The sequence below is a fragment of the Devosia sp. GW821-FHT12F11 genome (genome assembly GCF_058806655.1).
This window is the reverse complement of the sequence record NZ_JBXAPX010000002.1, coordinates 534,749-558,458: the sequence shown is the minus strand read 5'-3', so window position 1 is coordinate 558,458 and position 23,710 is coordinate 534,749. Positions and strand designations below refer to the sequence as shown.

Annotated in this window: 21 protein-coding genes; 11 read left to right on the top strand and 10 right to left on the bottom strand. The window is 65.7% G+C overall.

Translation table 11 applies throughout. The features are described 5' to 3' along the window. Window positions 1–262 precede the first annotated feature (262 nt). From AC1ROK_RS08295 to AC1ROK_RS08285, 3 genes are all read left to right on the top strand, one after another. Complete coding sequence (locus tag AC1ROK_RS08295; protein ID WP_492845690.1) at window positions 263–1,063, top strand: transporter substrate-binding domain-containing protein; 801 nt, start codon at window positions 263–265, stop codon at window positions 1,061–1,063. 73 nt (window positions 1,064–1,136) lie between these two features. Beyond that, a complete protein-coding gene (locus tag AC1ROK_RS08290) occupies window positions 1,137–1,802 on the top strand; it encodes an amino acid ABC transporter permease (RefSeq protein ID WP_492845688.1) in 666 nt (221 codons plus the stop codon). Window position 1,803: 1 nt separating this feature from the next. After that, entirely contained in the window at window positions 1,804–2,493 is a 690-nt protein-coding gene (locus AC1ROK_RS08285; RefSeq protein WP_492845686.1) for an amino acid ABC transporter permease, read from the top strand. A gap of 169 nt (window positions 2,494–2,662) precedes the next feature. Here the strand turns inward: AC1ROK_RS08285 and AC1ROK_RS08280 are convergent, their stop codons facing one another. The 8 genes from AC1ROK_RS08280 to AC1ROK_RS08245 all read right to left on the bottom strand — a co-directional run bounded on the left by AC1ROK_RS08280 (window position 2,663) and on the right by AC1ROK_RS08245 (window position 12,115). Continuing rightward, window positions 2,663–3,541, bottom strand: coding sequence for an SMP-30/gluconolactonase/LRE family protein (locus AC1ROK_RS08280; RefSeq protein ID WP_492845684.1), 879 nt, complete (start codon window positions 3,539–3,541; stop codon window positions 2,663–2,665). A gap of 3 nt (window positions 3,542–3,544) precedes the next feature. Further along, window positions 3,545–4,402: a carbohydrate ABC transporter permease gene (locus AC1ROK_RS08275; RefSeq protein ID WP_492845682.1), complete on the bottom strand. Its 858-nt coding sequence runs from the start codon at window positions 4,400–4,402 to the stop codon at window positions 3,545–3,547. Between the two features lies 1 nt (window position 4,403). Beyond that, window positions 4,404–5,345, bottom strand: a complete 942-nt coding sequence (locus tag AC1ROK_RS08270) for a carbohydrate ABC transporter permease (RefSeq protein ID WP_492845680.1) — start codon at window positions 5,343–5,345, stop codon at window positions 4,404–4,406. A gap of 107 nt (window positions 5,346–5,452) precedes the next feature. Then, window positions 5,453–6,775, bottom strand: a complete 1,323-nt coding sequence (locus AC1ROK_RS08265; protein ID WP_492845678.1) for an ABC transporter substrate-binding protein — start codon at window positions 6,773–6,775, stop codon at window positions 5,453–5,455. Window positions 6,776–7,062: 287 nt separating this feature from the next. Continuing rightward, a complete protein-coding gene (locus AC1ROK_RS08260; RefSeq protein WP_492845676.1) occupies window positions 7,063–7,845 on the bottom strand; it encodes a GntR family transcriptional regulator in 783 nt (260 codons plus the stop codon). A 142-nt stretch (window positions 7,846–7,987) separates the two neighbouring features. Beyond that, window positions 7,988–8,674, bottom strand: coding sequence for an E3 binding domain-containing protein (locus tag AC1ROK_RS08255; protein WP_492845674.1), 687 nt, complete (start codon window positions 8,672–8,674; stop codon window positions 7,988–7,990). Continuing rightward, window positions 8,674–9,687, bottom strand: coding sequence for a C-terminal binding protein (locus AC1ROK_RS08250; protein ID WP_492845672.1), 1,014 nt, complete (start codon window positions 9,685–9,687; stop codon window positions 8,674–8,676). Before AC1ROK_RS08250 ends, AC1ROK_RS08255 begins: the two co-directional genes overlap by 1 nt. A gap of 31 nt (window positions 9,688–9,718) precedes the next feature. Beyond that, a complete protein-coding gene (locus tag AC1ROK_RS08245; protein ID WP_492845670.1) occupies window positions 9,719–12,115 on the bottom strand; it encodes a thiamine pyrophosphate-dependent enzyme in 2,397 nt (798 codons plus the stop codon). 152 nt (window positions 12,116–12,267) lie between these two features. Between AC1ROK_RS08245 and AC1ROK_RS08240 the strand changes: the two genes are divergently transcribed. Continuing rightward, the gene (locus AC1ROK_RS08240) at window positions 12,268–13,026 is read left to right on the top strand and encodes an HpcH/HpaI aldolase family protein (RefSeq protein WP_492845668.1); all 759 of its coding nucleotides are present in this window, start codon (window positions 12,268–12,270) and stop codon (window positions 13,024–13,026) included. Window positions 13,027–13,194: 168 nt separating this feature from the next. Here AC1ROK_RS08240 and AC1ROK_RS08235 read toward each other — a convergent pair whose 3' ends face one another. Then, a complete protein-coding gene (locus AC1ROK_RS08235; RefSeq protein WP_492845666.1) occupies window positions 13,195–14,418 on the bottom strand; it encodes a mandelate racemase/muconate lactonizing enzyme family protein in 1,224 nt (407 codons plus the stop codon). A gap of 82 nt (window positions 14,419–14,500) precedes the next feature. Here AC1ROK_RS08235 and AC1ROK_RS08230 point away from each other — a divergent pair, with 82 nt between their 5' ends. From AC1ROK_RS08230 to AC1ROK_RS08215, 4 genes are all read left to right on the top strand, one after another. After that, window positions 14,501–15,298: an SDR family NAD(P)-dependent oxidoreductase gene (locus AC1ROK_RS08230; RefSeq protein WP_492845664.1), complete on the top strand. Its 798-nt coding sequence runs from the start codon at window positions 14,501–14,503 to the stop codon at window positions 15,296–15,298. A 4-nt stretch (window positions 15,299–15,302) separates the two neighbouring features. Further along, complete coding sequence (locus AC1ROK_RS08225; protein ID WP_492845662.1) at window positions 15,303–16,151, top strand: transketolase; 849 nt, start codon at window positions 15,303–15,305, stop codon at window positions 16,149–16,151. Then, window positions 16,148–17,134 (top strand): transketolase family protein, encoded by a 987-nt coding sequence (locus tag AC1ROK_RS08220; protein ID WP_492845660.1) that lies wholly within the window; start codon window positions 16,148–16,150, stop codon window positions 17,132–17,134. Before AC1ROK_RS08225 ends, AC1ROK_RS08220 begins: the two co-directional genes overlap by 4 nt. Window positions 17,135–17,274: 140 nt before the next feature. Continuing rightward, window positions 17,275–18,459: a mandelate racemase/muconate lactonizing enzyme family protein gene (locus AC1ROK_RS08215; RefSeq protein WP_492845658.1), complete on the top strand. Its 1,185-nt coding sequence runs from the start codon at window positions 17,275–17,277 to the stop codon at window positions 18,457–18,459. 194 nt (window positions 18,460–18,653) lie between these two features. Here AC1ROK_RS08215 and AC1ROK_RS08210 read toward each other — a convergent pair whose 3' ends face one another. After that, on the bottom strand, window positions 18,654–19,688 hold the full coding sequence (locus tag AC1ROK_RS08210; RefSeq protein ID WP_492845656.1) for a LacI family DNA-binding transcriptional regulator: 1,035 nt from the start codon (window positions 19,686–19,688) through the stop codon (window positions 18,654–18,656). Between the two features lie 252 nt (window positions 19,689–19,940). On the opposite strand from AC1ROK_RS08210, the gene AC1ROK_RS08205 reads away from it, so the two are divergent. The 3 genes from AC1ROK_RS08205 to AC1ROK_RS08195 all read left to right on the top strand — a co-directional run bounded on the left by AC1ROK_RS08205 (window position 19,941) and on the right by AC1ROK_RS08195 (window position 23,655). Continuing rightward, window positions 19,941–21,002, top strand: coding sequence for an ABC transporter permease (locus AC1ROK_RS08205; protein WP_492845654.1), 1,062 nt, complete (start codon window positions 19,941–19,943; stop codon window positions 21,000–21,002). 63 nt (window positions 21,003–21,065) lie between these two features. Continuing rightward, complete coding sequence (locus tag AC1ROK_RS08200) at window positions 21,066–22,037, top strand: sugar ABC transporter substrate-binding protein (protein ID WP_492845652.1); 972 nt, start codon at window positions 21,066–21,068, stop codon at window positions 22,035–22,037. 82 nt (window positions 22,038–22,119) lie between these two features. Then, window positions 22,120–23,655 carry a sugar ABC transporter ATP-binding protein gene (locus AC1ROK_RS08195; protein WP_492845650.1) on the top strand — a complete coding sequence of 512 codons (1,536 nt, stop codon included), beginning with the start codon at window positions 22,120–22,122 and terminating at the stop codon, window positions 23,653–23,655. The last annotated feature ends 55 nt before the right edge of the window (window positions 23,656–23,710 follow it).

Here is a 23,710-nt window from a genome sequence, read left to right as displayed (position 1 = left end):
CGCCATTAGCAGCATAGACGCCCCATAAAGATTATAATAGCATACCATTATAAGAAACGGACCAAGTCCGTCGGAGGATGCTTCGCTGAGGGGCGGAGCAGAGGGCTCGATATCGATCGTCGGGACACGTGACTCGAGCGAGATCGGGAAGAGTTGCAGACTTTTCCGGTTCGATCTCGCGCCAAAACTACGCCGTCGGCGGCCCTGCGCCACCGGACGACGGGGATGACTTGGCGCATTTTGGGCATCTGGGAGGGAACACATGCCAAATCGATTGAAACAGGTTGTGGCCGGGCTCGTACTGGGGCTCTGGGCCATACTGCCGGCCGCCGCTTCGGCGCAGACCGTCGATGAGATCATTTCGCGCGGCAAACTGATCATTGCCGTCGACACCACCACGCCGCCCTACGGCTTTCTCGATGCCGAGCTGAAGCCGACCGGCTTCGACATCGAGGTCGCCAACAGGATGGGCGAGGCGCTGGGCGTGCCGGTCGAGTTCGTCACCGTCACCTCGCCGGGCCGTATCCCGGCGCTGCTCACCAAGCAGGTCGATGCCGTGGTCTCGATCTTCTCGATCACCCCGGCTCGCGCCATCCAGATCGACTACTCGATCCCCTATGCCGGCCAGTCGGCAGTGGTGATCGCGCCCAAGAGCACGGCGATTTCGAGCCATGCCGATCTGGTCGGCAAGAAGGTCGGCCTCACCCGTGGCACCGCCGAGGACGGGATCCTGACCGCCGCGGCCGAGGCCAATCCCGGTATCGAGATCCTGCGCTTCGACGACTATGCGTCGCTGCTGCAGGCCATGGTCTCAGGCCAGATCGACGCCATGGGCGGCGGCGATTACGGCGAGATCTACCTCAAGAAGGCGCAGAACGGCGACGACTTCGAGCAGAAATACAAGCTCAAGACCTTCTACTTCGGCATCGGCGTCGCCAAGGGCAACGACAACCTGCGCCAGTGGCTCAACACCTGGCTGTTCACGCTCAAGTCCGACGGCGTGCTGGCCGACCTGTCGATGAAGTATCGCAACCAGCCGTTGCCGGATCTGCCGGTCTTCTGATCGCCGGTTTCGCACTCGCGGGCGGGGTCAGTTCAGCGGCCCCGCCAATTTCCCCGTATTCGACAGGACGCGCATGCAAACCGCCCTGCAATTCGGACCGGTCCTCATCCATCTCGACCGGTTGCTCGTCGGCGTCGGGCAAACCATCCAGCTCGCCGTGCTGTCGATCCTGCTGGGCAGCGTTATCGGCACGCTCGGCGCCATCGGCCGCAGCTTCGGGCCGCGCTGGGTGTCCTGGCCGATCGCTGCCTATGTCGAGCTGATCCGCAACACGCCGCTCCTGATCCAGCTCTACTTCGTGTTCTTCACCCTGCCATTGATCGGGCTGAAGTTCTCGAGCGGCACCGCGGCGATCCTGGCGCTGTCCATCCACCTCGGCGCCTACGCCACCGAAATCCTGCGTGCCGGCGTGCAGTCGGTGCCGGTCGGCCAGATCGAAGCGGCCAAATCGCTGGGGCTCAGCAGCTACCGCATCATCCGACATGTCGTGCTGGTGCCGGCAGTGCGCGCCGTCTATCCGGCGCTTTCGGCACAGTTCATCCTGCAATTGATGGGCACTTCGATCGTCGGCGCCATCGCCGCCGAGGAGCTCACCGCCATCGCCAACAACCTGGTGATGCAAACGTTCCGTAGCTTCGAGGTCTATATCGTCATCGCGGTGATCTACTTCGTGCTGGTGCAGGCCGCGAGCCTGATCTTCGCCGGTCTCGGCCGGCTCTTGTTCCGCTGGAAGAGCTGACATGAGCCTCCGCGATTTCGGCCCCAACGAACTGATGTTCCTGATCATGGCGACGCGCTGGACCATCCTGCTTGCGCTGATCGCCTTTGCCGGCGGCGGGGTGATCGGCCTGATCGTTGCCGCGCTCCGCGTTGCACCCATCCCGCCGCTGCGCTGGCTGGCGGCCGGCTACATCCAGTTCTTCATGGGCACGCCGATCCTGATCCAGCTGTTCATGGCCTATTACGGCTCGTCGCTGCTCGGCTTCCGGCCCGACCCATGGGCTGCCGCCGCCGTCACCTTTTCGCTCAATGGCGGCGCCTTCTTCGGCGAGATTTTCCGCGGCTCGATCGATGCGGTACCCAAGGGCCAATGGGAGGCCGCGACCGCGCTCGGCTTCCGCTTCCTGCCGACGCTCCGGCTGGTGATCCTGCCGCAGGCGGTGCGGCTGATGCTGCCACCCACTGTCGGCTTCATGGTGCAGATCGTGAAGACCACATCGGTTGCCTCGCTGATCGGCCTCACCGAACTGGCCCGCGCCGCGACACAGGTGAACACCGTCACCTTCCAGCCAGTGCTGGTGTTCGGCACGGTGTCGCTGATCTATTTCATGCTGTGCTGGCCGCTGTCGCTCTATGCCGGCTACCTCGAGCGCAAGGTCGGGCAGGGGCTGCAGGTGAAGACGAAAAAGCCGCTGCTGCTGGCGAGTTGATCGTCACCCATTGCCCAACCCACCGGCGTCATTCCCGCGCAGGCGGGAACCTAGTGGGATGCCGCAGCATCCGTTGGCGCTGAGGGATCGCACTGGGTCCCCGCCTACGCGGGGATGACGCCGGTGTTTGGGGCGGTAGGGCCGTGGGTGGGGAGAAAACAGTGCCCCCTCACCCCCCAAACGCCGGCAGGACCAACCCCTTGGTCCCCACATCGATGGCAAACAATCCACCCGGGTTGCTCTGGCCGACGAAATGCTCGGCCGGCCGCTTCAGCACTGCGGTGGTGACATAGAGGATGTCGAGGTTGTCGCCGCCGAACTCGCAGCAGGTGGGGAGGTCCGTCGGCAAGACGATCGACTGCATCAGCTTGCCCTGTGGGTCGTACTGGTTCACTCGGCTCGTCACCGGGATGGTCACCCAGTAGCAGCCATCCGCATCGACCGTCGCGCCGTCGGCGATGCCGCCGCTGCCGTCGAGATCGATGAAGGTGCGCTGGTTCTCGATGTCGCCGGTGACCGGGTCGAAATCATAGGCGCGGACGATCGTCGTGTGGCTGTCGGAGAAATACATGGTCTTGCTGTCCGGGCTCCAGGCCAGCCCGTTGCAGCAGCCGACGCCCTCGATCATCCGGTGCACCGAGAGATCTTTGTCCATGCGGTAGAGCGAGCCGATGAACTGCACTTTCTTGCCCGGCGCTTCGAACATCGAGCCGGACCAGAAGCGGCCCTGCCGATCGGGTTTGCCGTCGTTGAAGCGGGTATCGGCGAGGTGCGCCTCGGGATCGACGATCGCCTCGAATGCTCCGGTCGTCGGATCGAAGAAATAGAACCCCGACACCATGGTGACGATGAGCCCGCCCTTCTCGCGCAACCCGATGCAGCCAAGGAATTCCGGCGCTGCCCAGGTGTCGTCCCTGCCGGTCTTCGGGTTGTAGCGGTGGATCAGCTTGCTCCAGATGTCGATCCACCACAGCACCCCCGCCTTGGGGTCCCAGATGGTGCCCTCGCCGAGCTCGGCTTTGGCGTCGACGACGCAGGTGATGTCCATGAGTTACCCTTTGACTGCCCCGGCGCTGAGCCCGGCGACGATGTAGCGCTGGATCAGCAGGTAGAAGATGACCGGGAAGATGGAAAAGAACAGCGCTGCCGCCAGCACGCGGTCGATCGGCGTGTCGAGCATCACCTTGAGTGAGGCGAGGCCCACCGCCACCGGCCGGATATCGGGCGAGGTGACGAGGGTGACCGCGAACAGGTACTCGTTCCAGGCGTAGAAGAACGACACCACGCTGATCGCCACCAGCCCAGGCGCGGACAAGGGCAGGAGCGTCCGGACTAGCGCCCCGAGCGGCGAGCAGCCGTCGATTAGTGCGGCCTCATAGATTTCCTCGGCGATCGAATCGAAGGAGTTCTTCAGGATCCAGATGCAGATCGGCAGGATGAACGCCGCGTCCACCAGCGACAGGGCCGGCAGGCTGTCCGAGAGACCCAGGTTGCGGTACATCGCGTAAACCGGAATGACCACCAGCGCCTCGGGCAGCATCTGGGTCATCAGCAGCAGCAAGCCGAACGCCGCTTTGCCGCGCCACCTGAGGAACGTCATGGCAAACGAGCCTAACACCGCCAGCGCCAGGACGATCAGCGTCGTCATCCCCGCCAGGAGCAGCGAGTTCGCCAGCCAGCGCGCCACCGGGAAGTTCTCGAACAGCGTGGTGAACGGCAGGAAGCTGATCTCCTTGGGGATCAGCGGCGGCGGAAACTGCATGCCGTGGCTCAGCGGCTGGATCGAGTTGACGATCATCCAATAGACCGGGAACAGCACTGCGGCGCAGAAGCCGAGGATGAGGGCGTAGAACGCCACCCCCGCGCCGAAGCGGCGGAGCTTGTGGACCGCAATCGAGGATGCCGTCATCTCAGCGCCTCCTCGCGCGGTCTTGCCGCTGTTGGGCGTAGACGAACAGCAGGGTGAGCCCGAGAACGATGACGAAGCCCGAGACCCCCAGGGTCGCGCCATAGGCCAGGTCGAAGAACCGGAAGGCCGTCTGGTAGATGCGCAGCACCAGCGTCTCGGTGATGCCGCCGTAAGGGCCGCCGCCGGTGGTCAGCCAGATCAGTGTGAACTGCTTGAACGAGAAGATCGACATCAGCACTGCCATCAGCAGCAGGGTCGGGGTGATCTCGGGGATGGTGATGTGGCGAAGCACCTGCAACGGGTTGGCGCCGTCGACCTCCGCCGCTTCGTAGGTCTCGCGCGGGATAGCCTGCAGCGCCGCGAGGATGACGAGGAAGGTGAACGGAAACGCCTTCCAGATCGACAGCGCAATAACCAGCGGCATTGCCAGCTTGGGGTCGGACAGCCAGTTGAGGTTCGTGTCGATGCCGGGAATGAGCCGGGCGAAGACGTTCATCACGCCGAAGGTCGGATTGCACATCCAGAGAAAGACGAGGACGGCGGAGATTTCTGGGAAGGCCCAGGGGACGGCGATGGCGCTCCGCGCCAGGTTGCGGCCGCGGAACTTGCGGTTCAGCAAGAGCGCGGCGAGCAGCCCCAGCGACACCGCTCCAACGACCACGAACGCCATGTAGGTGAAGGTGACCTGGACGGCGAACCAGAAATCGTCATCCTCGAACAGACGTTCGTAGTTGCGCAGGCCCACCCAGGTGACCTTGTCGACGCCCACCACATTGTTGGAAAAACTGGTCAGGAACTGCTGGGCGATCGGGAACAGAATGAACACGCCCAGATAGGCGACGATCAGGAAGACCAGCGTATAGGGCAGGGAGTGGTGTCGGCTCCATCCACGCGGTCGCCTCGAGCGTTCTTCCACCGCCTCTGCAGTCGCTGATTGAAACATTGGCCCGATATTCCCGGAGGTCGACATGAGGGGCGAATGCAGCCTCTCGTTCCAGACACCATCGGGGGCGTTCCGTGGAACGCCCCCGACAAGCACAGTTCGGCTCGTTACAGGGTAAAACCTTCGAACAGTCGCTCGGACGCCTTCTCCAGCTCCTGCTGGGCGTCGGCCATGGCGTCCTCGACCGGCCGGTCGGCGACCAGCACTTCGGAGAACTTGTCCATGACGACGTTGCCGAACTCCTGGTTGAAGAAGATATAGTCGCCCATGATCTCGAGCGGCGTGATCGCCTTGCCCTTGAGGTACCCTTCGGCCCAGAATTGCTTGTCGAGGTATTCCTGGCGGATCGCCTCCGGATAGGGCGGCACCACGTCGAGGCACCGTTCCATCAGTTCCTGATAGTTCTCGGGCTTGTACAGCCACTCGACAAAGGCCTTGGCAGCGGCCTTCTCGTCGTCCGAGGCGTGGGCGTTGACGCAGATTGGATGGATGCGGGTGATGGCCTTGCCGCTGGGGCCGGGCGGCACCACGCTGCGCAGCGACGGATAGATGTCCGGGCCGGAACTCGACCAGATGTTGACCGCGGCGGAGACGATCAACTGCTGGCCGATGCGGCCATTGGCGTACATCTGGTTGGCCGTCGCCGTGTCGGTGCCCTTCGGCATCGCCTTGTCGTACATGGTCTTGAACAGCTTCAGCCCTTCGATCACCGGAGCGGTGTTGACCAGTGGCTTGCGCCCATCTGCCCAGACGCCGTCGAACATCACCGCCCATTGCTGCAGGATGAACCAGAAGTCGCCTGGCTCGCTCATCAGGTGGGGTGAGTAGATGCCGAACTGGTCCGGCGACTTGGTCAGAGCAGTCGAGGTCTCCACCCATTCCTCGACCGAGGCTGGCGCCCCAAGGCCGGCCTTGTCGAACATGGCCGAGTTGTAGAGCAGGCCGAATTTCACCGTGACGATGTCCAGCCCGTGTACCTTGCCGTCGACACGCAGGTGGTCATGCGCGGCGCTCAGCTTGTCACCGATGCCGAGCTTGTCGACGACATCCTGCAGGGGCTCCAGATGTCCGCCGCGCAGCAAGCGCACCACCAGGTCAGGGGTGGTGTGGAACAGGGCGCCGTTGATCTTCCCGGACTGGGACTGGATCAGCATGTTGTTGGTGAATTCGTTGAACGGCGCGCCGGCTTCCTCGATGAAGACATCGCTCTGTTCGGCGTGGAATTTCTTGAGGATCGCCCGCCAGGCGTCGCCACGGCCCGGCTCGTTCCACATCCACGACACCAGCGGGATCTTGATCTTCGCATTCTGGGCGAGCGCCGGCGTCGCCAGGGCCGCGGCGAACCCTGCCGCTGCGGTCCGCTTCAGGAAGTCACGGCGTCCCATGCTCATCGAGCGCGGGAGCAACAGGCCGTTGCCTGGCTTGTTCATGTTTGTTCCTCCTCATGGAGCCCGGCGCGACGGTCATTCGCCATCTCTGCGCCAGGTCCGACCACATTGATACCGGTACCAAACGTCACTACCTGCTTGCCGGCAGCGAATGGCCGCCAGCGACAGAAACGATGTGTTCAGGCTTCCCCTCGTGACGCGGCAGCTCCTCAACTGTCGCGCTCCGGCCGGACGAGCGGAAACAATCCATCCAGCAGCTATGATGCTATTATAACTCTATAATGCTGTCCATGCCGATGCTGTCGTGGCATCGGACTTTCGATGCGCGATCAGGCCAGATCGTTCGGTGCGTCGTAAGTGATCGAGAATATGTCGGCCGGGTGCCGGGCGATGGAGAATTCGACGTTCTGCTGGTCGGAGGACTGATACAGCATCTCGACGGCGAGAATGGCCGATCCCTTGGCGACGGCCAGATCCGCGGCGACATCGTCATCGGCGATTTCGGCGCGCACCGTACAATGCGCCACCGCCATGCGGATGTTGAGCCGGCGTTGCACGGCGCGGAAGATCAGCACGTCGTTGAAATCTTCCTTCTTCAGCTGCCCGCCGAGGTCAGGTGGGAAGTATGTGGTGACCTGCGCTTTGCGCTGCTTGCCGACCGAAAGGATGGAGCGCAGGCAAAAGCCCTGCTCATCCTTGCTGAGCCCGAAATGCCGCTGCAGCAACGGCGAGCTTTCCTTCTTGTATGATTTGATCTTCAGCGATGCGTCCTTGGTGAAGGCGGCCATGTCGGCGAAGTTCTTGAAAGTCCAGCTGAGCGTCACCGGCGGCGCCGCCGAGGTGACGACGGCGGGTTTCGCCGACCGCTTCTTGATCAGTCCGTCGGCCTCGAGATCGCGCAGCGCCTGGCGCACGGTGATGAGGCTGACCCCGAACCGCTCGGCGAGCATCGCCTCCTTGGGCAGTTCGCCGCCGACCGGAAAGGCGCCCGAGACGATCGGCTCGCGCAGGATATCCGCGAGCTGCCGGTAAAGCGGCCCCTGGGCCCGCGCCAGCGCGCGCTTGGGCAGGAGATCGATCGTTGCGTTCAGGTCGTCCATGTACTCAGCCATGCCTCATAGGTGTGGCTATGATAATAGCACGAACTATGACTCGCGAACGGACGTGTTCAGCTCGTCCCCGAGTAAGTGGAGCGGTCTTGCCTTCGCTCCATCGGCACCCGGTGGTGGTCCGAACGGATCGGCACAATCACTCCTACGCCAGCAACCGCAGCGGCAGCTCCAGATACGCCTTGAACCGCGTCAGGAACGCCGTTGCCGTATCCTCGCTCACCTCCGCCGCGTCGAACGACAACAGGCACTCTCCCGTCGCCGGACCCGCCGCCAGCACCAGCCGCATACTGCTGCCGGGTTTCAGCGGCATCATCACCGGCCGGATATCGGAGGCCGCCAGGAGCTTCAGCGACAAAGCCGCCGGCTCTGCCGATTGATCGCCACCCGCCTCGATGGCTTTGAGCCGCCGCGCCCGCAACGGTGCGAGCGAGCCCTTACGGATATCGGCGAACACCAACTGCCCCGCCTGCTGTTCCAGCGCCACCGGCGCTCCCGCGAGGCTGGTGCTCTCCGGCACGTCGTCCAGCGCACATCCGGCCGCCCGCAGCACCACGTCCTCGAGCGTGAACGGCGTATCGGCATCGGCGAAGCCGGCGAGCAGTTGCAGCAGCGTCGCCAGTTGGATCGTCGTGCCGAGCGCCGAAGCCTGCGGTCCGCTGGCTGCCAGCGGGGCAGGGGAGCGGGCCGTGTAAGCCGCGATGTCGGCCGCGACGATCCGGCCGTTCGGCCCGCTGCCGGTGAGCACTTCCAGCTTGAGGCCGCGCTCGCGCGCCAGCCGGCGGGCATAGGGTGAGGCGGCGCGGCGGGGCTGGAGTGCGGTGGCGGCCATCAGCGCTTCAGGTATTCGCGGTTGACGCAGTTGGTGAGCCGGCCCTCGGTCAGGTAGGCGTGGATCACCTCGATCGACTTGAGGCGCAGGTCGATCATCGAGGCCGGGCTGTAGAACGCCGCATGCGGGGTTACGATCAGCCGGTCCTTGATCCAGGGCTCATTGGCGCGCCACGCCTTGATCAGCGGATGGTCGAGATCGCCCGGCTCATTCGGCAGCACGTCGAGCCCGGCGCCCGCCACAGTCCCCTTGCGCATCGCAGCTTCCAGCGCCGTGACGTCGATGATCGGCCCGCGTGCCGTATTGACCACGATCAGCCCGGGCTTCGCCGCGGCAAACGCCTCGGTCCCGAGCAGCCCGCGCGTCTCGCTGCTGAGCGGGGCATGCACCGACACCACGTCGGCCCGCGCCATCAGTTCGTTGAGCGAATGCACCCGCTCGTAGCCGGTCGAGAGGTCGACGCCCGACAACAGATGCGGATCGTAGAACACCACCTTCATGTCGAAGGCTGCGGCCCGGCGTGCCGCGGCGAGCCCGATGCGGCCGAGCCCGATGACGCCGAAGGTGGCGTTCTTGTGCCGCCGGATCAGCGGCGCCTTCGAGAAATGCCAGCCCTCGAGCCCGTCGACGGCGATCTCGGCCGGATAGGTATAGGTGCCGCGTGTCAGCGCCAGCATCAGCGCGATGGCGTGGTCGGCGACTTCGGTGGTGCCATAGTCCGGCACGTTGCAGGCCGGAATGTTGCGGGCGCCCCAGCCGGCGGTGTCGATATTGTCGAAGCCGACGCCCGAGCGCACCGCGATCTTGGCATTGGGAAACGCCGTCGGCGGCAGCGGCACGTTCAGCGTCGGCGAGTGGTTGATCACCGCATCGACGGTTTTCGCGACTTCCGGGTCGAGCACCGCCGCGACATCCGCGGTCGATCGGGCGAGAATGAACTCGACATCCGGATAGTGCTGGCGTTCCAGCTCGGCATCATCGGCAGCCTGCCAGTTGACGCACAGAATCTTCATCGCTTCCTCCGCTGCCCTCGGCAGTCGCTGATTATTTCCGGATGCCGCCGATGCGGCCGCCCATCGGCACCACCGCACCGACCGGCTGGTCGATGGCGCTCAGTGTACCCGAAGCCGGCGCCTCGATCTCCACCACCGCCTTGTCGGTTTCGATCTCGGCGACCACGTCGCCTTCCTTCACCGCGTCGCCGACCGCCTTCAGCCACTTGACCAGCGTGCCCTCGGACACCGTGAGGTCGCCGAACGGCATGTTGATCGGCTCGTCGTCGGAGCTGGCCGCGGGAGCCGCGGCGGCCGCTGGCGCTGCCACCGGGGTCGGGGTTGGAGCGGCGGCAGCGGCCTCGGCGACGATGCCGGTAGTGTGCCAATGGTCCGGCACCGGCGCCTTGCCGGCAATGATGCTGCGCACCCCGTCCATGATTTTGGCGGCGTCGACCAGCATGGCGCGCTCGAGCACCGGTGCGAACGGATGCGAGACCGGCGCGGTATGCAGCCGCCCGACCGGACCGTCGAGCTCGTCATAGGCCAGCTCGTTGATCGTCTGGGCGATCTCGCCGCCCATGCCGCACATCGCCCAGGCCTCGTCCACCACCAGCAGGCGGTGGGTCTTCTTGACGCTCTCGACAATGGTGTTCACATCGAGCGGCATGATGGTGCGGAGGTCGACCACCTCGACGTCGGTGCCATGCGCAGCCAGGAGGTCGGCCGCTTCCAGCGCTCGCGCCACCATCTGCCCGGCCGCGACGATGGTGATGTCCTTGCCGGAGCGGGCGATGCGGGCCGAGCCGAACGGCACATAATGATCCTCGCCCACCGGCACCGGGCCCTTCGAGGCAAACAGCGCCTTGGGCTCCAGCATGATCACCGGATCGCCGCCGCGCAGCGCCGTCTTCATCAGTCCCTTGGCGTCGGCCGGATTGGACGGCACGCAGACGATGAGCCCCGGCATATGGGCGAACAGCGGATGGTACATGCCCGAGTGATGCGGGCCGGAGCTGCGGAGCGCTCCGGCGCCGGCGCGCACCACCATCGGGGCGCTCATTTCGCCATTGCTCATGTAGCGAAGTTTGGCCGCCTGAAGGAAGATCTGCCCGGTGGTTTCGAAGGCGAAGTCGGCGAACATCAGGTCCGACACGGTGCGCGTGCCGGTCGCCGAAGCGCCGACTGCGGCGGCAGTAAAGCCCTGCTCGGAAATCGGCGTATCGACCAGCCGCTCCGCCCCGAACTCGTGCCAGAGGTTCTTGGTATGGGCAAAGCTGCCGCCACGCTCGCCGGTGCCTTCGCCGAAATAGAGGATGGCCGAGTTGGCCCGCATTTCCTCGGCAATGCCGTCGCGCACCGCTTCGAGCCAGCCCTGCACCCGGGTCTCGCCGGCCGGCCGCACCGTCAGTGCTTCCGGCGGATTGATCGGGTTGGCATAGACATGCCGCCGCACCGTCGCCGGATCGGGCTCCGGCGAGTTGCGCGCGAACTCCAGCGCCTCCTGCACCACCTTGTCGATATGGCTTTCGATATCGGCGAGATCGTCGGCATCGGCGATGCCGTAATCCTCGACCAGGCGCTTCCTGAACATGTCGATCGGATCGCGCTTGATCCAGGCGTCGACCTCTTCCTGCGTGCGGTAGGTGCCGATCACCGGGTCGCCTTCGTGGTGCCCCACGGTGCGATAGGTCTTGGCTTCGATCAGCGTAGGGCCCTTGCCGGAGCGAGCGCGCTCGGTGGCTTCCTTCATCGCCAGCCAGACCGCGAACACATCGTTGCCGTCCACTGCGACGCCCGGCATGCCGTAGCTGTCGGCCTTGGTGGCGATCTCAGGGTTGAGGGTGATGGATTTGAGCGGCGTCGCCGTGGCGTAGAGGTTGTTCTCGCACACGAAGATCGCCGGCGCGTGGTTCACCGCCGCGAAGTTGAGCCCTTCGTGGAACGCCCCATGGTTGGCCGCGCCGTCGCCGAAAAAGGCCACGCCGATATCGTCGCGGCCTTGCGCCCGGGCGCTCATGCCGATGCCGACGGCGTGGCCGATGCCGGCCCCGACAATGCCATTGGTCCCGAACAGGCCGACCGAGCGGTCATAGAGATGCATGGTGCCGCCGCGACCGCCGCAGATGCCGTCGGCCTTGCCGAACAGCTCTGCCATCACTCGCCTGGGGTCGGCACCCTTGGCCAGCGCGTGCCCGTGTCCGCGATGCGTCGAGGTGACCCAGTCGGACCGGCGCAGATGCGCGCAGACGCCGACGCCGGTCGCTTCCTGGCCGATATAGAGATGCAGGAACCCGGGGGTTTCGCCCTTGCGGCACGCCACCTGTGCGACGCTCTCGAACTTGCGCAGCAGCACCATCTGCTCGAACAGGCCCATCAGCACCTGCTTGTCGGGCAGATTGCCCGCGCCAGCCTGCTGTGCGCCCTTGCGCATCGCCGAAATCGCCACCTCTGAGCCTCCCTGCGTCGTCCCGATTCCGGGTACTGTTCGCATCCTCACAATCGAGCATAGATTATAATAGCATAATGTCTAGGCGGAAAGTTCCTGTCGCCTCGATCGGCCGCGCGGGCTAGGAAAGGGGCGAATGAGGGAGGTTTGTCATGCCGTTATCGCCGCTTCGTGCGCGCCTCAAAACGGCGGCGCCGCTGCTGGCGCCGTTCTCGATCATCCCGTCGGTGGAGCTGGTCGAGTTGATCGCGCTCGCCGGCTATGACGGCATCATCCTCGATCTCGAACACGGCGCGCATGGCAGCGAAGCGCTCGGTCCGCTGATCCTCGCCGCCATGGCGCGCGGCATCTATCCGCTGGTGCGGGTGCGCAGCAGCGAGCCGACCGAGATCGGCGCCGCGCTCGATGCCGGCGCTGCCGGGGTGATCGTGCCGCAGATCGGCTCGCTCGCCGAAGCCGAGCGCGCCGTGCGGGCTGCCCGCTTCGCCCCCGATGGCAATCGTGGCGCCAACTCCTTCGTCCGTGGCGCCGACTATTCCGGCCGCGCCGAATGGTTCACTGAGGCCAACCGCGATGTCGCCGTGCTGCTGATGGTGGAAGGTGCCGGCGGCGTCGCCGCATTGCCGGAGATCCTGAAGCTCCCCACCCTCGACGGCATCTTCCTCGGTCCCCTCGACCTGTCGCATGCCCTCGGCGTGCCGGGCGAGATGGGCCATCCCAAGGTTGTCGCGACGATCGAGCAGGTGATCGATGCCTGCAAAGCCGCCGGCGTTACCACCGGTATCTTCGCCGGCACCAGCGAAGCCGCCCGCCGCTGGATCGCTCGCGGCGTGACGCTGGTGGGGGCAGGGGTGGATACGGCGCTGGTGCTTAGGGGGTTGAAGGCGGCGGTCGGGGAGCTGCGGGGCTAGGTCTAGCCAACCCACCGGCCCACACCTCCCCCTTGATGGGGGAGGCCGGGAGGGGGTGGGGCAGCAGGCTCGAAGGTGGTGTCTAGCGCTGCGCAGGTGCGCGTGGCCACCCCCCTCCCAACCTCCCCCACAAGGGGGGAGGTGCCGCTCCGTGTGTGCGGCGAGTCCTCAGACCGCCCCCGTCCGCCGCACTGTAGCATCCGGCCGCGTGAACAGCTCCTCCCGCAGTCGCATCCCAAGCCCGGCGCCATCGAGCGGCGCCACCCGGCCCTCGGTGACGGGCGGCAGGTCGGCGACGATTTCGGTGTACCAGCCGGTGAAATAGGCTCGCACCGCCTCCTGGTAGATGGCGTTCGGCAGCGTCGCCGATAGCGCGCAGCTGGCGGCATAGACGATCGGCCCGGTGCAGTCGTGCAGCGTCACTGGCAGCTCGCTCGCTTCTGCCATATTGGCGATCTTGCGTGCTTCCGACAGCCCGCCGCACCAGGCGAGGTCGATCATGATCACCGAGGCGGCGCGCTTGTCGATCAGCTGCTTGAACATCTGCCGCGAGGCCAGCCGCTCGCTCGCCGCGATCGGCGTTGAAGTGTGCCGCGCCAGCTCGGCCATCGCATCGAGTTCGTTGTAGCGGATCGGCTCCTCCAGCCACGCCACGTCATAGGGCTTCAGCGCCTCGGCGATACGCAGCGCCGGCGGCAGAGTCCAGAGCCCATGCAGCTCGACCATGATTTCCATGTCGCGCCCGACCGCGTCGCGGATCCGCTTGAACGGCTCCAGCGCCGTGTCGAGTTCGCTGAGCGAGATGCGGGTGCCGTTCGAGGCCTCAGCGGCGATGTCGAACGGCCAGATCTTCATCGCGCCGATGCCTTCGGAGAGGAGGCTCTTCGCCAGTTTCCCGGCGTCGAACCGCCAAGCCAGCAGGTCTTCATACGGCCCATCGTTCGAGTCGCCCGCCTGCAGCGACCAGTCCTCGGTGCGCTCGAACAGCGAGTTCTTCTTGCTGGCGCGGACATGCCTGTAGCCGGCGCAGGTATTGTAGATCGGCACCGACTGGTGCGTCCGCCCACCCAATAGCCGCCACAGCGGCTCGCCCAGCGCCTGACCGTAGATATCCCACAGCGCAATGTTCACCGCCGAGTTGCCGCGCACCTCGGCGCCGGAATCGCGCGCCCCGACATAGACGCTCCCCAGCGTCCGATCGTGCAGCTCGATATCGCGCGGGTCCTTGCCGATCAGGTAGGGCGCCACATTGTCATGGATGTAGCTCGCCACCGGTCCCGGCGCCCAGAAGGTCTCGCCGGTGCCGACGATCCCCTGATCGGTATGCACCCTGAGCCAGAACAGGAACGGGAACTCGGCGATCGTCAGTGTCTCCAGTGCGGTGACTTTCATTTGAACCCTCCCAAGCCCGTTGACAGTCATTTATGGTACCGGTATCAGTCGCGTCAAGACGTCCCGGGGGAGGCTGCAGATTTTGGCTCAGAGTACGAACAAGGCGATCCTGAAGCGCGCTTTGGTGACCGGGGCCGCCGGCGGCTTGGGGCGAGAGGTTGCCATCCAGCTGGCGGCTCGCGGTTGCGCCGTCGGCATTGCCGACATCAACGCCGCCGGCGCCAGCGAAACGGCGCGACTGGTCGAAGCCGTCGGCGGGCAGGCGCTGGAGATCGTCGGTGATTTCACCCTCGAGGGGGCGCCCGAAGCGGCTGTCGACAAGGTGGTGGCGCGCTGGGGCGGCATCGACGTCCTCGTCAACAATGCCGGCTACGGCGTCATCGAGCCCTTCCTCGAGTCGAGCTACACATCCTGGACCCGCACCCTGGCGCTCAACGTCACGGCGCTTGCCATGGCATCGAAGGCTGCCGGCCGGGTGATGCGCGAGCAGCGCGCCGGCCGCATCGTCAACATCACTTCGCCGGGCTCGCGCATGGCGCTGCCCGATTACACCGCCTACACCGCCAGCAAGGCCGGAGTGGATTCGATCACCCGGGCGCTCGCCGTGGCGCTGGCCCCCTATGGCGTGCTGGTAAACTCGCTGGCGCCCGGCATGATGGACACCGAGATGCAGCGCTCGACCGAGGTTGAGCTGGCCCGCGTCAATGGCCGCAGCAACGACCTCCAGGCCTTCCTCGACGAGCGCACCCGCCGCGTGCCGCTGGGCCGTCGCGCCGAGATCGCCGAGGTGGCGGGGTCGGTGGTGTGGCTATGCCTCGATTCACCGCCCTACATGACCGCCGAGCGGCTCAACATGTCCGGCGGCCTCGACAAGGATTGACCTGATGACCCGCAACTCGCCTCCGGCCGAGGCCGATGTCGCCGCGCTCAAGGCACGCGCCACCGCGCTGCGCCGCCACATGCTGACCATGGCCCGCGGCCAGGGCGCCGGCTATATCGGCCAGGGCCTCGGCATCGCCGATGCGCTCACCGCGCTCTACTTTCACGAGCTGCGCTACGACCCCGAGAACCTCGGCTGGGCCGACCGCGATCGCTTCCTGTTATCGACCGGACATTACTCGATCGCGCTCTGGGCCGCCCTCGCCGAAGCCGGCATCATTCCGGTGGCCGAACTCGTCACCTATGGCGCCGACAACAGCCGGCTCGAGATGTCGACGCTCGATACGACACCCGGCGTCGAGGTTATCGGCGGCTCGCTCGGCCATGGCCTGGGGCAGGGGGTCGGGCAGGCACTCGGGCTGCGGCTCGATCGTTCGGAGGCCCGCGTCTTTGTCGAGCTCTCCGATGGCGAAATGCAGGAAGGCTCGACCTGGGAGGCGGCAATGTCCGCCAGCCATTTCCGGCTCGATGGGCTGGTGGCGCTGGTCGACTGCAACGGCATCCAGGCTGATGGCCCGGTGGTGCTCGACATGGAGCCGGTGGCCGACAAATGGCGGAGTTTCGGCTGGGAGACTTTTGAGATCGACGGCAACGACATGGATGCCGTGGTCGCAACGCTCGCCAGGGCCCGTCAGCGCAACGGCAAGCCAAAGGCCATCGTGCTCCGCACGTTGCCGGGCAAAGGCGTCCGGCGCATCGAGCAGAGCGAGAAGTCGCATTTCTTCCGCGTCGATATCGGCCAGTGGGACTCGATCATCGACGAGTTCGAGCACAGCGTGGGAGCCGGGCAATGAGCCGCGCCATGGAAGCCGGCCGTACCCTGGCGATGGGTGAGAACGAAGCCGCCGGTGGCGGCCGGCAATCGGTCGATGCGCCATTCGGCAGGGCGTTGGCCCGCCTCGGGCAACAGCGGCAGAACATTGTCGGGCTCACCGCAGATCTCGGCAAATACACCGACATTCACCCGTTCCGCGACGCGCATCCGGACCGTTTCTTCAATGTCGGCATGGCCGAGCAGAACCTCGTCGCGGTGGCGGCCGGCCTCGCCCGCACCGGCAAGCAACCCTTCGCCACCACCTATGGCGTGTTCGCCAGCCGTCGCGCTTTCGATTTTGTCGCCATTGCGTTGGCCCACTCCAATCTCGACGTGAAGATCATCGCCGGCCTGCCCGGGCTAACCACCGGCTATGGCGGCACGCACCAGGCGATCGAAGATCTGGCGCTGATGCGGATGATCCCCGGCCTCACCATCATCGATCCGATGGACGCCACCGAGATCGACGCCGCCACGGTAGCGATGTCGGACCATCGGGGGCCGGTTTACATGCGCCTGTTGCGCGGCGCCGTGCCGGTGGTGCTCGAGCCCGGCTACAAGTTCGAGATCGGCAAGGCGCGGCAGCTGCGTGACGGCGAGGATGTCGGCATCATCTCGACCGGCCTGATGAGCGAGCGCGCCATCGACGCCGCGGCCCTGCTCGAAAAGCGCGGCATCTCCGTCGCCGTCCTGCACGTCCCAACCATCAAGCCGTTCGACGCCGAAACCGTCGCCGAATTTGCTGCGTCGGTTGGCAAGGTGGTGACCGCCGAGAACCATGTGATGGTCGGCGGGCTTGCCAGCCTGGTGGTCGAGACCTTGTTCGATGCCGGGATAGCGAAGAAGGTCACCCGCATCGGGCTGCCCGACCGTTACATCGAATGCGGCGCCGTCCCGACCCTGCAGCAAAAGTATGGGCTGACGGTCGAGGCGGTGGTTGAGAGGATAGCGGGGCTAAGTTGAAGCACACACCGGGTCATTCCCGCGAAAGCGGGAAACTCCGTTTGCGGTGTCCGCTGCGCACGCAGAAAACAGAGGTTCCCGCTTTCGCGGGAATGACCCGGTGAAAGGACGGCAAGTCCACGGGTTGTGAGGAGTCGAGCATGAAAATCACCGAGATCGAAACCTTCACCGTCGGCGCCGGCTGGAAGAACTGGCTGTTCGTCAAAGTGCATACCGATGCCGGTATCTACGGCATCGGCGAGGGCACGCTGAACGGCTTCATCGCCACTACCGAGGCCGGGGTGCATGAGCTGAAGCACCTCGCCATCGGCCAGGACCCGCGTCGCATCAGTGCGCTGTGGAAGCGCATGCTCGACAGCGTGTCGCTCGATGGCGGACATATCCATCGCACCGTGATGGCGGCGGTCGAAGTCGCCTGCTGGGATATCCTCGGCAAGAGCCTCGGCGTGCCGATCCACCAGTTGCTCGGCGGCCAGGTGCGCGACAGCGTGCTCGGTTACGCCAATGGCTGGTACCGCACCGAGCGGACTCCCGAGCACTTCCTCGAGGCGGCGAAAGCCGTGCTCGCCAAGGGCTTCAAGGCGTTCAAGCTCGATCCCTTCGGTACCGCGCAGGGCTTCATCTCCCGCGAGGAGCTGGAGCTCAGCTACGATATCTGCCGCAAGCTGCGCGACGAGCTGCCCGCCGACACCCGCATCCTGATCGACGTGCATGCCCGCTTCACCGAAATCGCGGCGATCAGGGCGGCCGAGCGCTTCGACGACCTCGATATTTACTGGTGGGAGGAGCCGACTTCGCGGGATCGACAGGAGACCGTGCATGAGGTGGCGCATCGCTCGCCCATCCCGGTGGCGACCGGCGAAATGTTCGACACGGTCGGCCAGTTTTACGCGCTCGCCGCCGGCGGTGGCGTCAACATCTTCCAGCCCGAACCGATGTCGCTGGGCGGCATCGGCCCGTCCATGCAGGTGGCCAACCTGGCGCTGGCGCATGGCAGCCACATCGCCCCGCACCAGAGCGGTGGACCGGTGGCGACGGCGGTCTGCCTGCAACTCGCCGCGGCAGTGCCGAACTTCCTGATCCAGGAACATTTCGACGCCTTCAACGACGCCTGGACCTTCGACCTCGTCACCTGGCGGCCAACCATCGATCCCAGGAACGGTCACCTGTCGCTCCCCGACGCGCCGGGCCTCGGCATCGACCTCAACATCGACGCCATCAAGCAGCACCCGTACGACCCGCAAGCCTATCTCAATGTGCACGCCGAGGGCTGGGAACAGCGGCTGGGGACGGACGCGCAGAACAAGGCGAAGGGTAAGCGCTAGCCTGCCGGTGCCTATGGCCCACCCCCCTCCCAACCTCCCCCACAAGGGGGGAGGTGCCGTTCGGTGTGTGGGGTACATTCCCGCCAGTTCGGCCGGCCCCCACCTCCCCCTTGATGGGGGAGGCAAGCGAAGCTTGTCGCGTCAGCGACTTAGCGAAGCTAGGAGGGGGTGGGGCCACACACGCTATGCAGCGCCTAAGCACTCTCCCGATCAACAATCTCGAACCCCAGGCTGGTGATCGTCGCGAGCTTCTGCTTGCCGCCCAACCGGTCGAGCAGTTGCCGCACGGCGCGCCGGCCCATCTCGTAGCGGTTCACCTTCACCGTGGTCAGCGGCGGGTAGAGCTGCGCCGCGAGGTCCATGTCGCCATAGCCGGCAATGCCGATCCGGCCGGGGATCGCCCAGCCGCGGCGGTGGCATTCCTGCACCGCGCCGATCGCCAGGGTGTCGGAGGAAAAAAAGATCGCGTCGATATCGGCGTGCCGTTCGGTCAGCGTCACCAGTGCCTCGGCGCCGCCGGCGGCGGTGATCGGCACTTCCACTTCCAGCGACGCGTGGTTCTCGATGCCGAGCTCGGTGAGCGCCGCATGGTAGCCGGTGCGCCGCTGTTGCAGCCGGTCATTGCCGTGGATCGGGGTCGAGACGAACCCGATGCGCTTATAGCCCTTGGCAGCCAGGTGCATGGTCATGGCGTAGGCCGTCTCGAAGTTCGAGACGCCCACCACCATGTCGATCGGCTGCCGCCCCTTGATCTCGGAAATCTCCACCACCGGCGCGCCGCTCGACACCAATAGCTGACGCGCCACCTCGCTCTGCACGAAGCTCTGCAGGATCATGCCCGCCGGCCGCCAGCCGAGCAGGGTGCGGATCGAGGCTTCCTCGGCTTCGGTGGTGAACTCGCCCTGCACCAGCAGCATCGAGTAGCCGCCCTGCTGGCACTCGTCCGACATGCCCTGCACCTGTTCGGCGATGCCCGAGTTGATCAGCGGCGGCACCACCGTGCCGATGATCCGGCCATTGCCCTTCATGCTCGAGGCCAGGCGGTTGGGCACGAACCCTGCCGCCTCGATCGCTTCGAGCACCTTGGCGCGGGTCGCCGGGGCGACCATGTCTGGGTTCGAGAGCACGCGCGACACGGTCATCGGCGCGACACCGACCCGTTTGGCGATCTCGCGCACCCCCAACCGCTCCAGCGGCTTCTTGTCGCCGCCGTCTTCCGACCTGGCCATGCGCTACTCCCGAAAACGCGCGGAATCATAGTCGTCACAATCGCTTCGCGCCAGCACTGGTTCCGGTACCATTTCCTTTGACGTTAGCGGATGGTTCCGGTACCATAACCGCAGATCGTGGCTCACAGGGCAACTGGTCAGACCAGTGCACGAGAGGTCTTGACACTTATAATAGTATAATAGCTGATTAGGGCACGGCGAAGCGCTGACCGGATCACTCCGCAACAGCGCCGCCGCTCAGGGAGGAAAAGCATGAACAGCGCGGCGCCCGCCACGACCGAGCAACCGACCACGCCTTCGTTGCGCAACCGGCTGATCTCCTTCATCGCCATCGGCGAGGTGGGGGTGATCGCGGCGCTGCTGCTGCTGGTGGCGTTCTTCTATGTCCTGCAGCCGGCCTTCCTGTCCGAGCGCAACATCCGCGCCATCCTCAACGTCGTGTCGTTCGTCGGCATCATCGCCATCGGCCAGACCATTCTGCTGGTGGCCGGCGAGTTCGACCTGTCGGTCGGCTCCGTCGCCGGCGTCTCGGCGGTGATCGCCGCGCAACTGATGACGGCGCTCGCCTGGCCGGTGCCATTGGCCATTCTCGGCGGCATGGGCGTCGGCGCCCTGATCGGGCTGATCAACGGCATCATCGTCGTCAAATTCAGGATCCCGGCCTTCATCCAGACCCTGGGCATGCTGTTTATCGGCCAGGGGCTGATCCAGCTCGTCACCGGCGGCTACCCGGTCTACCCGTTGCCCAAGGAAGTCTCCGATTTCGGCATGAGCACCTTTGCCTTTGGGCTGGGCTGGAGCTTCGCCTTCTTCATCGTCGCCGCCATCGTCGCCGATTTCGTGCTGCGCCGCACCGTGCTCGGCCGCAACCTCTATGCCACCGGCGGCAACCCCGAAGTGGCGCGCCTCGTCGGCATCAACACCACCATCTACAAGATCGGCGCCTTCATCACCGTCGGCGCGCTCTCGGCCGTGGCCGGCATGTTCGTCATGGCGGACCTGCAATCCGGCACCACCTCGATCGGCTCGGGCTGGGAGCTCATCGTCATCGCCGGCGTGGTGGTTGGCGGCGTCAGCCTGTTTGGCGGCGCCGGCACGATTGCCGGCGGCGTGGTCGGCATCCTGATGCTCAAGGTGGTGCAGTCCGGCCTCGTGGTCATCGGCGTCAACTCCAACTGGCAGCAGATCGCGGTGGGCGTGATCATGGTGCTGGCGGTCGGTCTCGACATCCTGCGCCGCCGCTACTTCACCGTCGGCGCCGGCGCCAAGACCGCAGCAGCTAAGAAATCCGACAGCAAGACATCCGGCGCCTGAGGGGGCGCCCGCACAACCGTTCACGCCACGCGGCAACCCGCGGGCCAATGGAGGAGAGGAACCATGAACATCTCGAAGAGGACACTGGTGAAAGGCCTGCTCGGCGCAGCGGCGCTGCTTGCGAGCTTCGGCACCGCCGGCGCCAGCTATGCCCAGGACGTCAACCTGCTCTGGGTGCAGGCGATGAAGGATCACCCGGTGCATCGGCTGATGCAGGCGGGCTTCCTCGATAAGTGCAAGGAGCTCGGCTACACCTGCGAAGTGGTGGGCGACCCCTCTGCCACCAACTGGGATATCCCGGCCACCCTGCCGCTCGCCGAGGCGGCCCTGTCGCGCACCAAGTTCAACGCGGTCGGCGTCTACGGTCCCGATCCGGCGATCTACTCCTACATCACCAAGCTCGCCAAGGAGGGCCTGCCGGTCGTCACCTGGCACGTGCTGCCGCCTGAGGGCACTGTCGATGGCCTGAAGGCCGCCGCCGCGCAGGATATCGCGGCCGCCGGCACCAATGCCGCCATCGCCATCGGCGACAAGCTGGGCGGCAAGGGCACCGTCGCCCTCACCCAGGGCGCCTCGAACGACACCGAAAACGCCATGTCGGACGCCTTCCGCAAGACCATTGCGGAAAAGTACCCGGACATCAAAGTGCTCGAGACCCAGATGGAAGGGTTCGAACCTTCCGCTGCCGAGGGCAAGGCCATCGCCATCCTCCAGGGCAATCCTGACGTCACCGCCGCCTTCGGCACTACCGGCAACTCGATCCAGACCTGGTCGGGCGCGGCCCGCAAGGCCGGCCGCGACGTGGTGATCATCGGCATGGACTACATCCGGCAGAACCTTGACCTGGTGAAGTCCGGCGCCGCCTACGGCATCGTGGCGCAGCCACTCTACGAGGAAAGCGCCAAGGTCGCCGAACTGCTCGGCGCTTTGGCCAAGGGCGAGACTGTCGAGTACATGAACGTGCTGCCCTCCAAGGTCATCACCGCGGCCGATCTCGACCCCTACTACGCCATGCTTGAAAGCGCCGGCCAGTAAACCGGCTCTCCCGCCGCGCCGGCCTTCCCTGACCCGGAGGCCGGCGCGGTCTCCTACCGAATAGGTCAACCAAGGCAGCCCCATGGACCCGATCTTTTCTGCCCGCGGCATCGTCAAGGCCTTCGCCGGCGTGCAGGCGCTGCGCGGCGTCGATTTCAACGTGCTGCCCGGAGAAATCCATGCGTTGCTGGGCCAGAACGGCGCCGGCAAGTCGACGCTGGTGAAGATCCTCAACGGTGTCCATCCGGCCGGCTCCTACACCGGCGAGATCACCCTCGCTGGTCAGCCGGTGAGCTTTGCTTCGCCGGCCGCGGCGCGCGCCGCCGGCGTCGGCTACGTGCCGCAGGAGATCGAGGTGCTGGAGCAGCTCTCGGTGGCTGAGAACGTCTTTGCCGGCCATACCGGGCTGGGCGAAGGCGTGCTGATCTACCGACACAAGCTCGAGGAGCGCACCCGCGCCATCCTCGATGATCTCGGTCTTGCGATCGATCCCAAGGCCATCGTCGCCTCGCTGACCTCGGCCCAACGCCACCTGGTGATGATCGCCCGCGCCCTGGCACTGAAACCGCGCGTGCTGATGCTTGATGAACCGACCGCGTCGCTCTCCGGCACCGAGGTCGAAGCGCTGCTCGAGGTGCTGCGCCGCTTGAAGCGGCAGGGCGTCACCATGATCTACATCACCCACCGGCTGCCCGAAGTGCTCGCCGTCTGCGACCGCGCCACCGTGCTGCGCGATGGGCGCGTTGCCGCCGAGCTTGGGCGCGAGGAATTCGAGGAAGACCGCTTCATCTTCGCCATGTCGGGCCAGCGGCTGCAAAAGCTGTTCCCGCCGCACGAGGCGCCGGTCGGCGCACGCCCCATGCTGAGCGTCGAGCACTTGAGCGTCGCCGGCAAGCCCGGGGCCATCTACGGTGCGCGCGATGTCAGCTTCTCGGTGGCAGCGGGCGAGATCGTTGGCCTCGCGGGCCTCCTCGGTTCGGGCCGCAGCGAGATTTTGCACGGCATTTTCGGCCGCGTCCCCGCCGAGGGCACGGTGAAGGTCGATGGCCAACCCATCACCATCCGTTCGCCGCGTGATGCACGCGACGCCGGCATCGCGCTCCTCACCGAGGATCGGAAGCGCGACGGCCTGCTGTTCAATCTGCCGGTCGGCGCCAACATCACCATCGGCAATCTCGACCCGCTCTCTGCCCGCGGCATGGTTCGCGGCGAGCGCGAGCGCAGCGCCATTCTCGAAGCGATGCGCCAGCTCAACGTCAAGGCGTCGTCGCCGCAGGCCTCGGTCGCCCACCTCTCGGGTGGCAACCAGCAGAAGCTGCTGTTCGCCCGGGTGCTGATGCGCGCCCCAAAAGTGCTGCTGCTCGACGAGCCGACCAAGGGCGTCGATGCGGCGACCCGGCAGGAGATCTACCGTCTCGTCGTCGAGCTCGCCAACAAGGGCGTGGCGCTGGTCGTCGTCTCGTCGGAGCTCGAAGAAGTGCTCGGCCTCTGCGACCGCTGCCTCACCATCGCCGATGGCCGCATCGTCGACGCTTTCAGGCGCGGCGAAGGTGGTGAAGATCGCGTGCTGCGTGCGGTGGCTGCGGCGCAGGCGGAAACGGTGCGGGCGGCATCTTAGGTCCACCGCAGTTGGTGGTGTCGCCTTCTCCCCTTGTGGGAGAAGGTGCCCGAAG

What these genes read in the sequence shown, in the direction of transcription:
- AC1ROK_RS08295 (WP_492845690.1), top strand. Translation starts at nt 263, where the DNA reads ATGCCAAATCGATTGAAACAGGTTGTGGCCGGGCTCGTACTGGGGCTC.
- AC1ROK_RS08290 (WP_492845688.1), top strand. Translation starts at nt 1,137, where the DNA reads ATGCAAACCGCCCTGCAATTCGGACCGGTCCTCATCCATCTCGACCGG.
- AC1ROK_RS08285 (WP_492845686.1), top strand. Translation starts at nt 1,804, where the DNA reads ATGAGCCTCCGCGATTTCGGCCCCAACGAACTGATGTTCCTGATCATG.
- AC1ROK_RS08280 (WP_492845684.1), bottom strand. Translation starts at nt 3,541, where the DNA reads ATGGACATCACCTGCGTCGTCGACGCCAAAGCCGAGCTCGGCGAGGGC.
- AC1ROK_RS08275 (WP_492845682.1), bottom strand. Translation starts at nt 4,402, where the DNA reads ATGACGGCATCCTCGATTGCGGTCCACAAGCTCCGCCGCTTCGGCGCG.
- AC1ROK_RS08270 (WP_492845680.1), bottom strand. Translation starts at nt 5,345, where the DNA reads ATGTTTCAATCAGCGACTGCAGAGGCGGTGGAAGAACGCTCGAGGCGA.
- AC1ROK_RS08265 (WP_492845678.1), bottom strand. Translation starts at nt 6,775, where the DNA reads ATGAACAAGCCAGGCAACGGCCTGTTGCTCCCGCGCTCGATGAGCATG.
- AC1ROK_RS08260 (WP_492845676.1), bottom strand. Translation starts at nt 7,845, where the DNA reads ATGGCTGAGTACATGGACGACCTGAACGCAACGATCGATCTCCTGCCC.
- AC1ROK_RS08255 (WP_492845674.1), bottom strand. Translation starts at nt 8,674, where the DNA reads ATGGCCGCCACCGCACTCCAGCCCCGCCGCGCCGCCTCACCCTATGCC.
- AC1ROK_RS08250 (WP_492845672.1), bottom strand. Translation starts at nt 9,687, where the DNA reads ATGAAGATTCTGTGCGTCAACTGGCAGGCTGCCGATGATGCCGAGCTG.
- AC1ROK_RS08240 (WP_492845668.1), top strand. Translation starts at nt 12,268, where the DNA reads ATGCCGTTATCGCCGCTTCGTGCGCGCCTCAAAACGGCGGCGCCGCTG.
- AC1ROK_RS08235 (WP_492845666.1), bottom strand. Translation starts at nt 14,418, where the DNA reads ATGAAAGTCACCGCACTGGAGACACTGACGATCGCCGAGTTCCCGTTC.
- AC1ROK_RS08225 (WP_492845662.1), top strand. Translation starts at nt 15,303, where the DNA reads ATGACCCGCAACTCGCCTCCGGCCGAGGCCGATGTCGCCGCGCTCAAG.
- AC1ROK_RS08220 (WP_492845660.1), top strand. Translation starts at nt 16,148, where the DNA reads ATGAGCCGCGCCATGGAAGCCGGCCGTACCCTGGCGATGGGTGAGAAC.
- AC1ROK_RS08215 (WP_492845658.1), top strand. Translation starts at nt 17,275, where the DNA reads ATGAAAATCACCGAGATCGAAACCTTCACCGTCGGCGCCGGCTGGAAG.
- AC1ROK_RS08210 (WP_492845656.1), bottom strand. Translation starts at nt 19,688, where the DNA reads ATGGCCAGGTCGGAAGACGGCGGCGACAAGAAGCCGCTGGAGCGGTTG.
- AC1ROK_RS08205 (WP_492845654.1), top strand. Translation starts at nt 19,941, where the DNA reads ATGAACAGCGCGGCGCCCGCCACGACCGAGCAACCGACCACGCCTTCG.
- AC1ROK_RS08200 (WP_492845652.1), top strand. Translation starts at nt 21,066, where the DNA reads ATGAACATCTCGAAGAGGACACTGGTGAAAGGCCTGCTCGGCGCAGCG.
- AC1ROK_RS08195 (WP_492845650.1), top strand. Translation starts at nt 22,120, where the DNA reads ATGGACCCGATCTTTTCTGCCCGCGGCATCGTCAAGGCCTTCGCCGGC.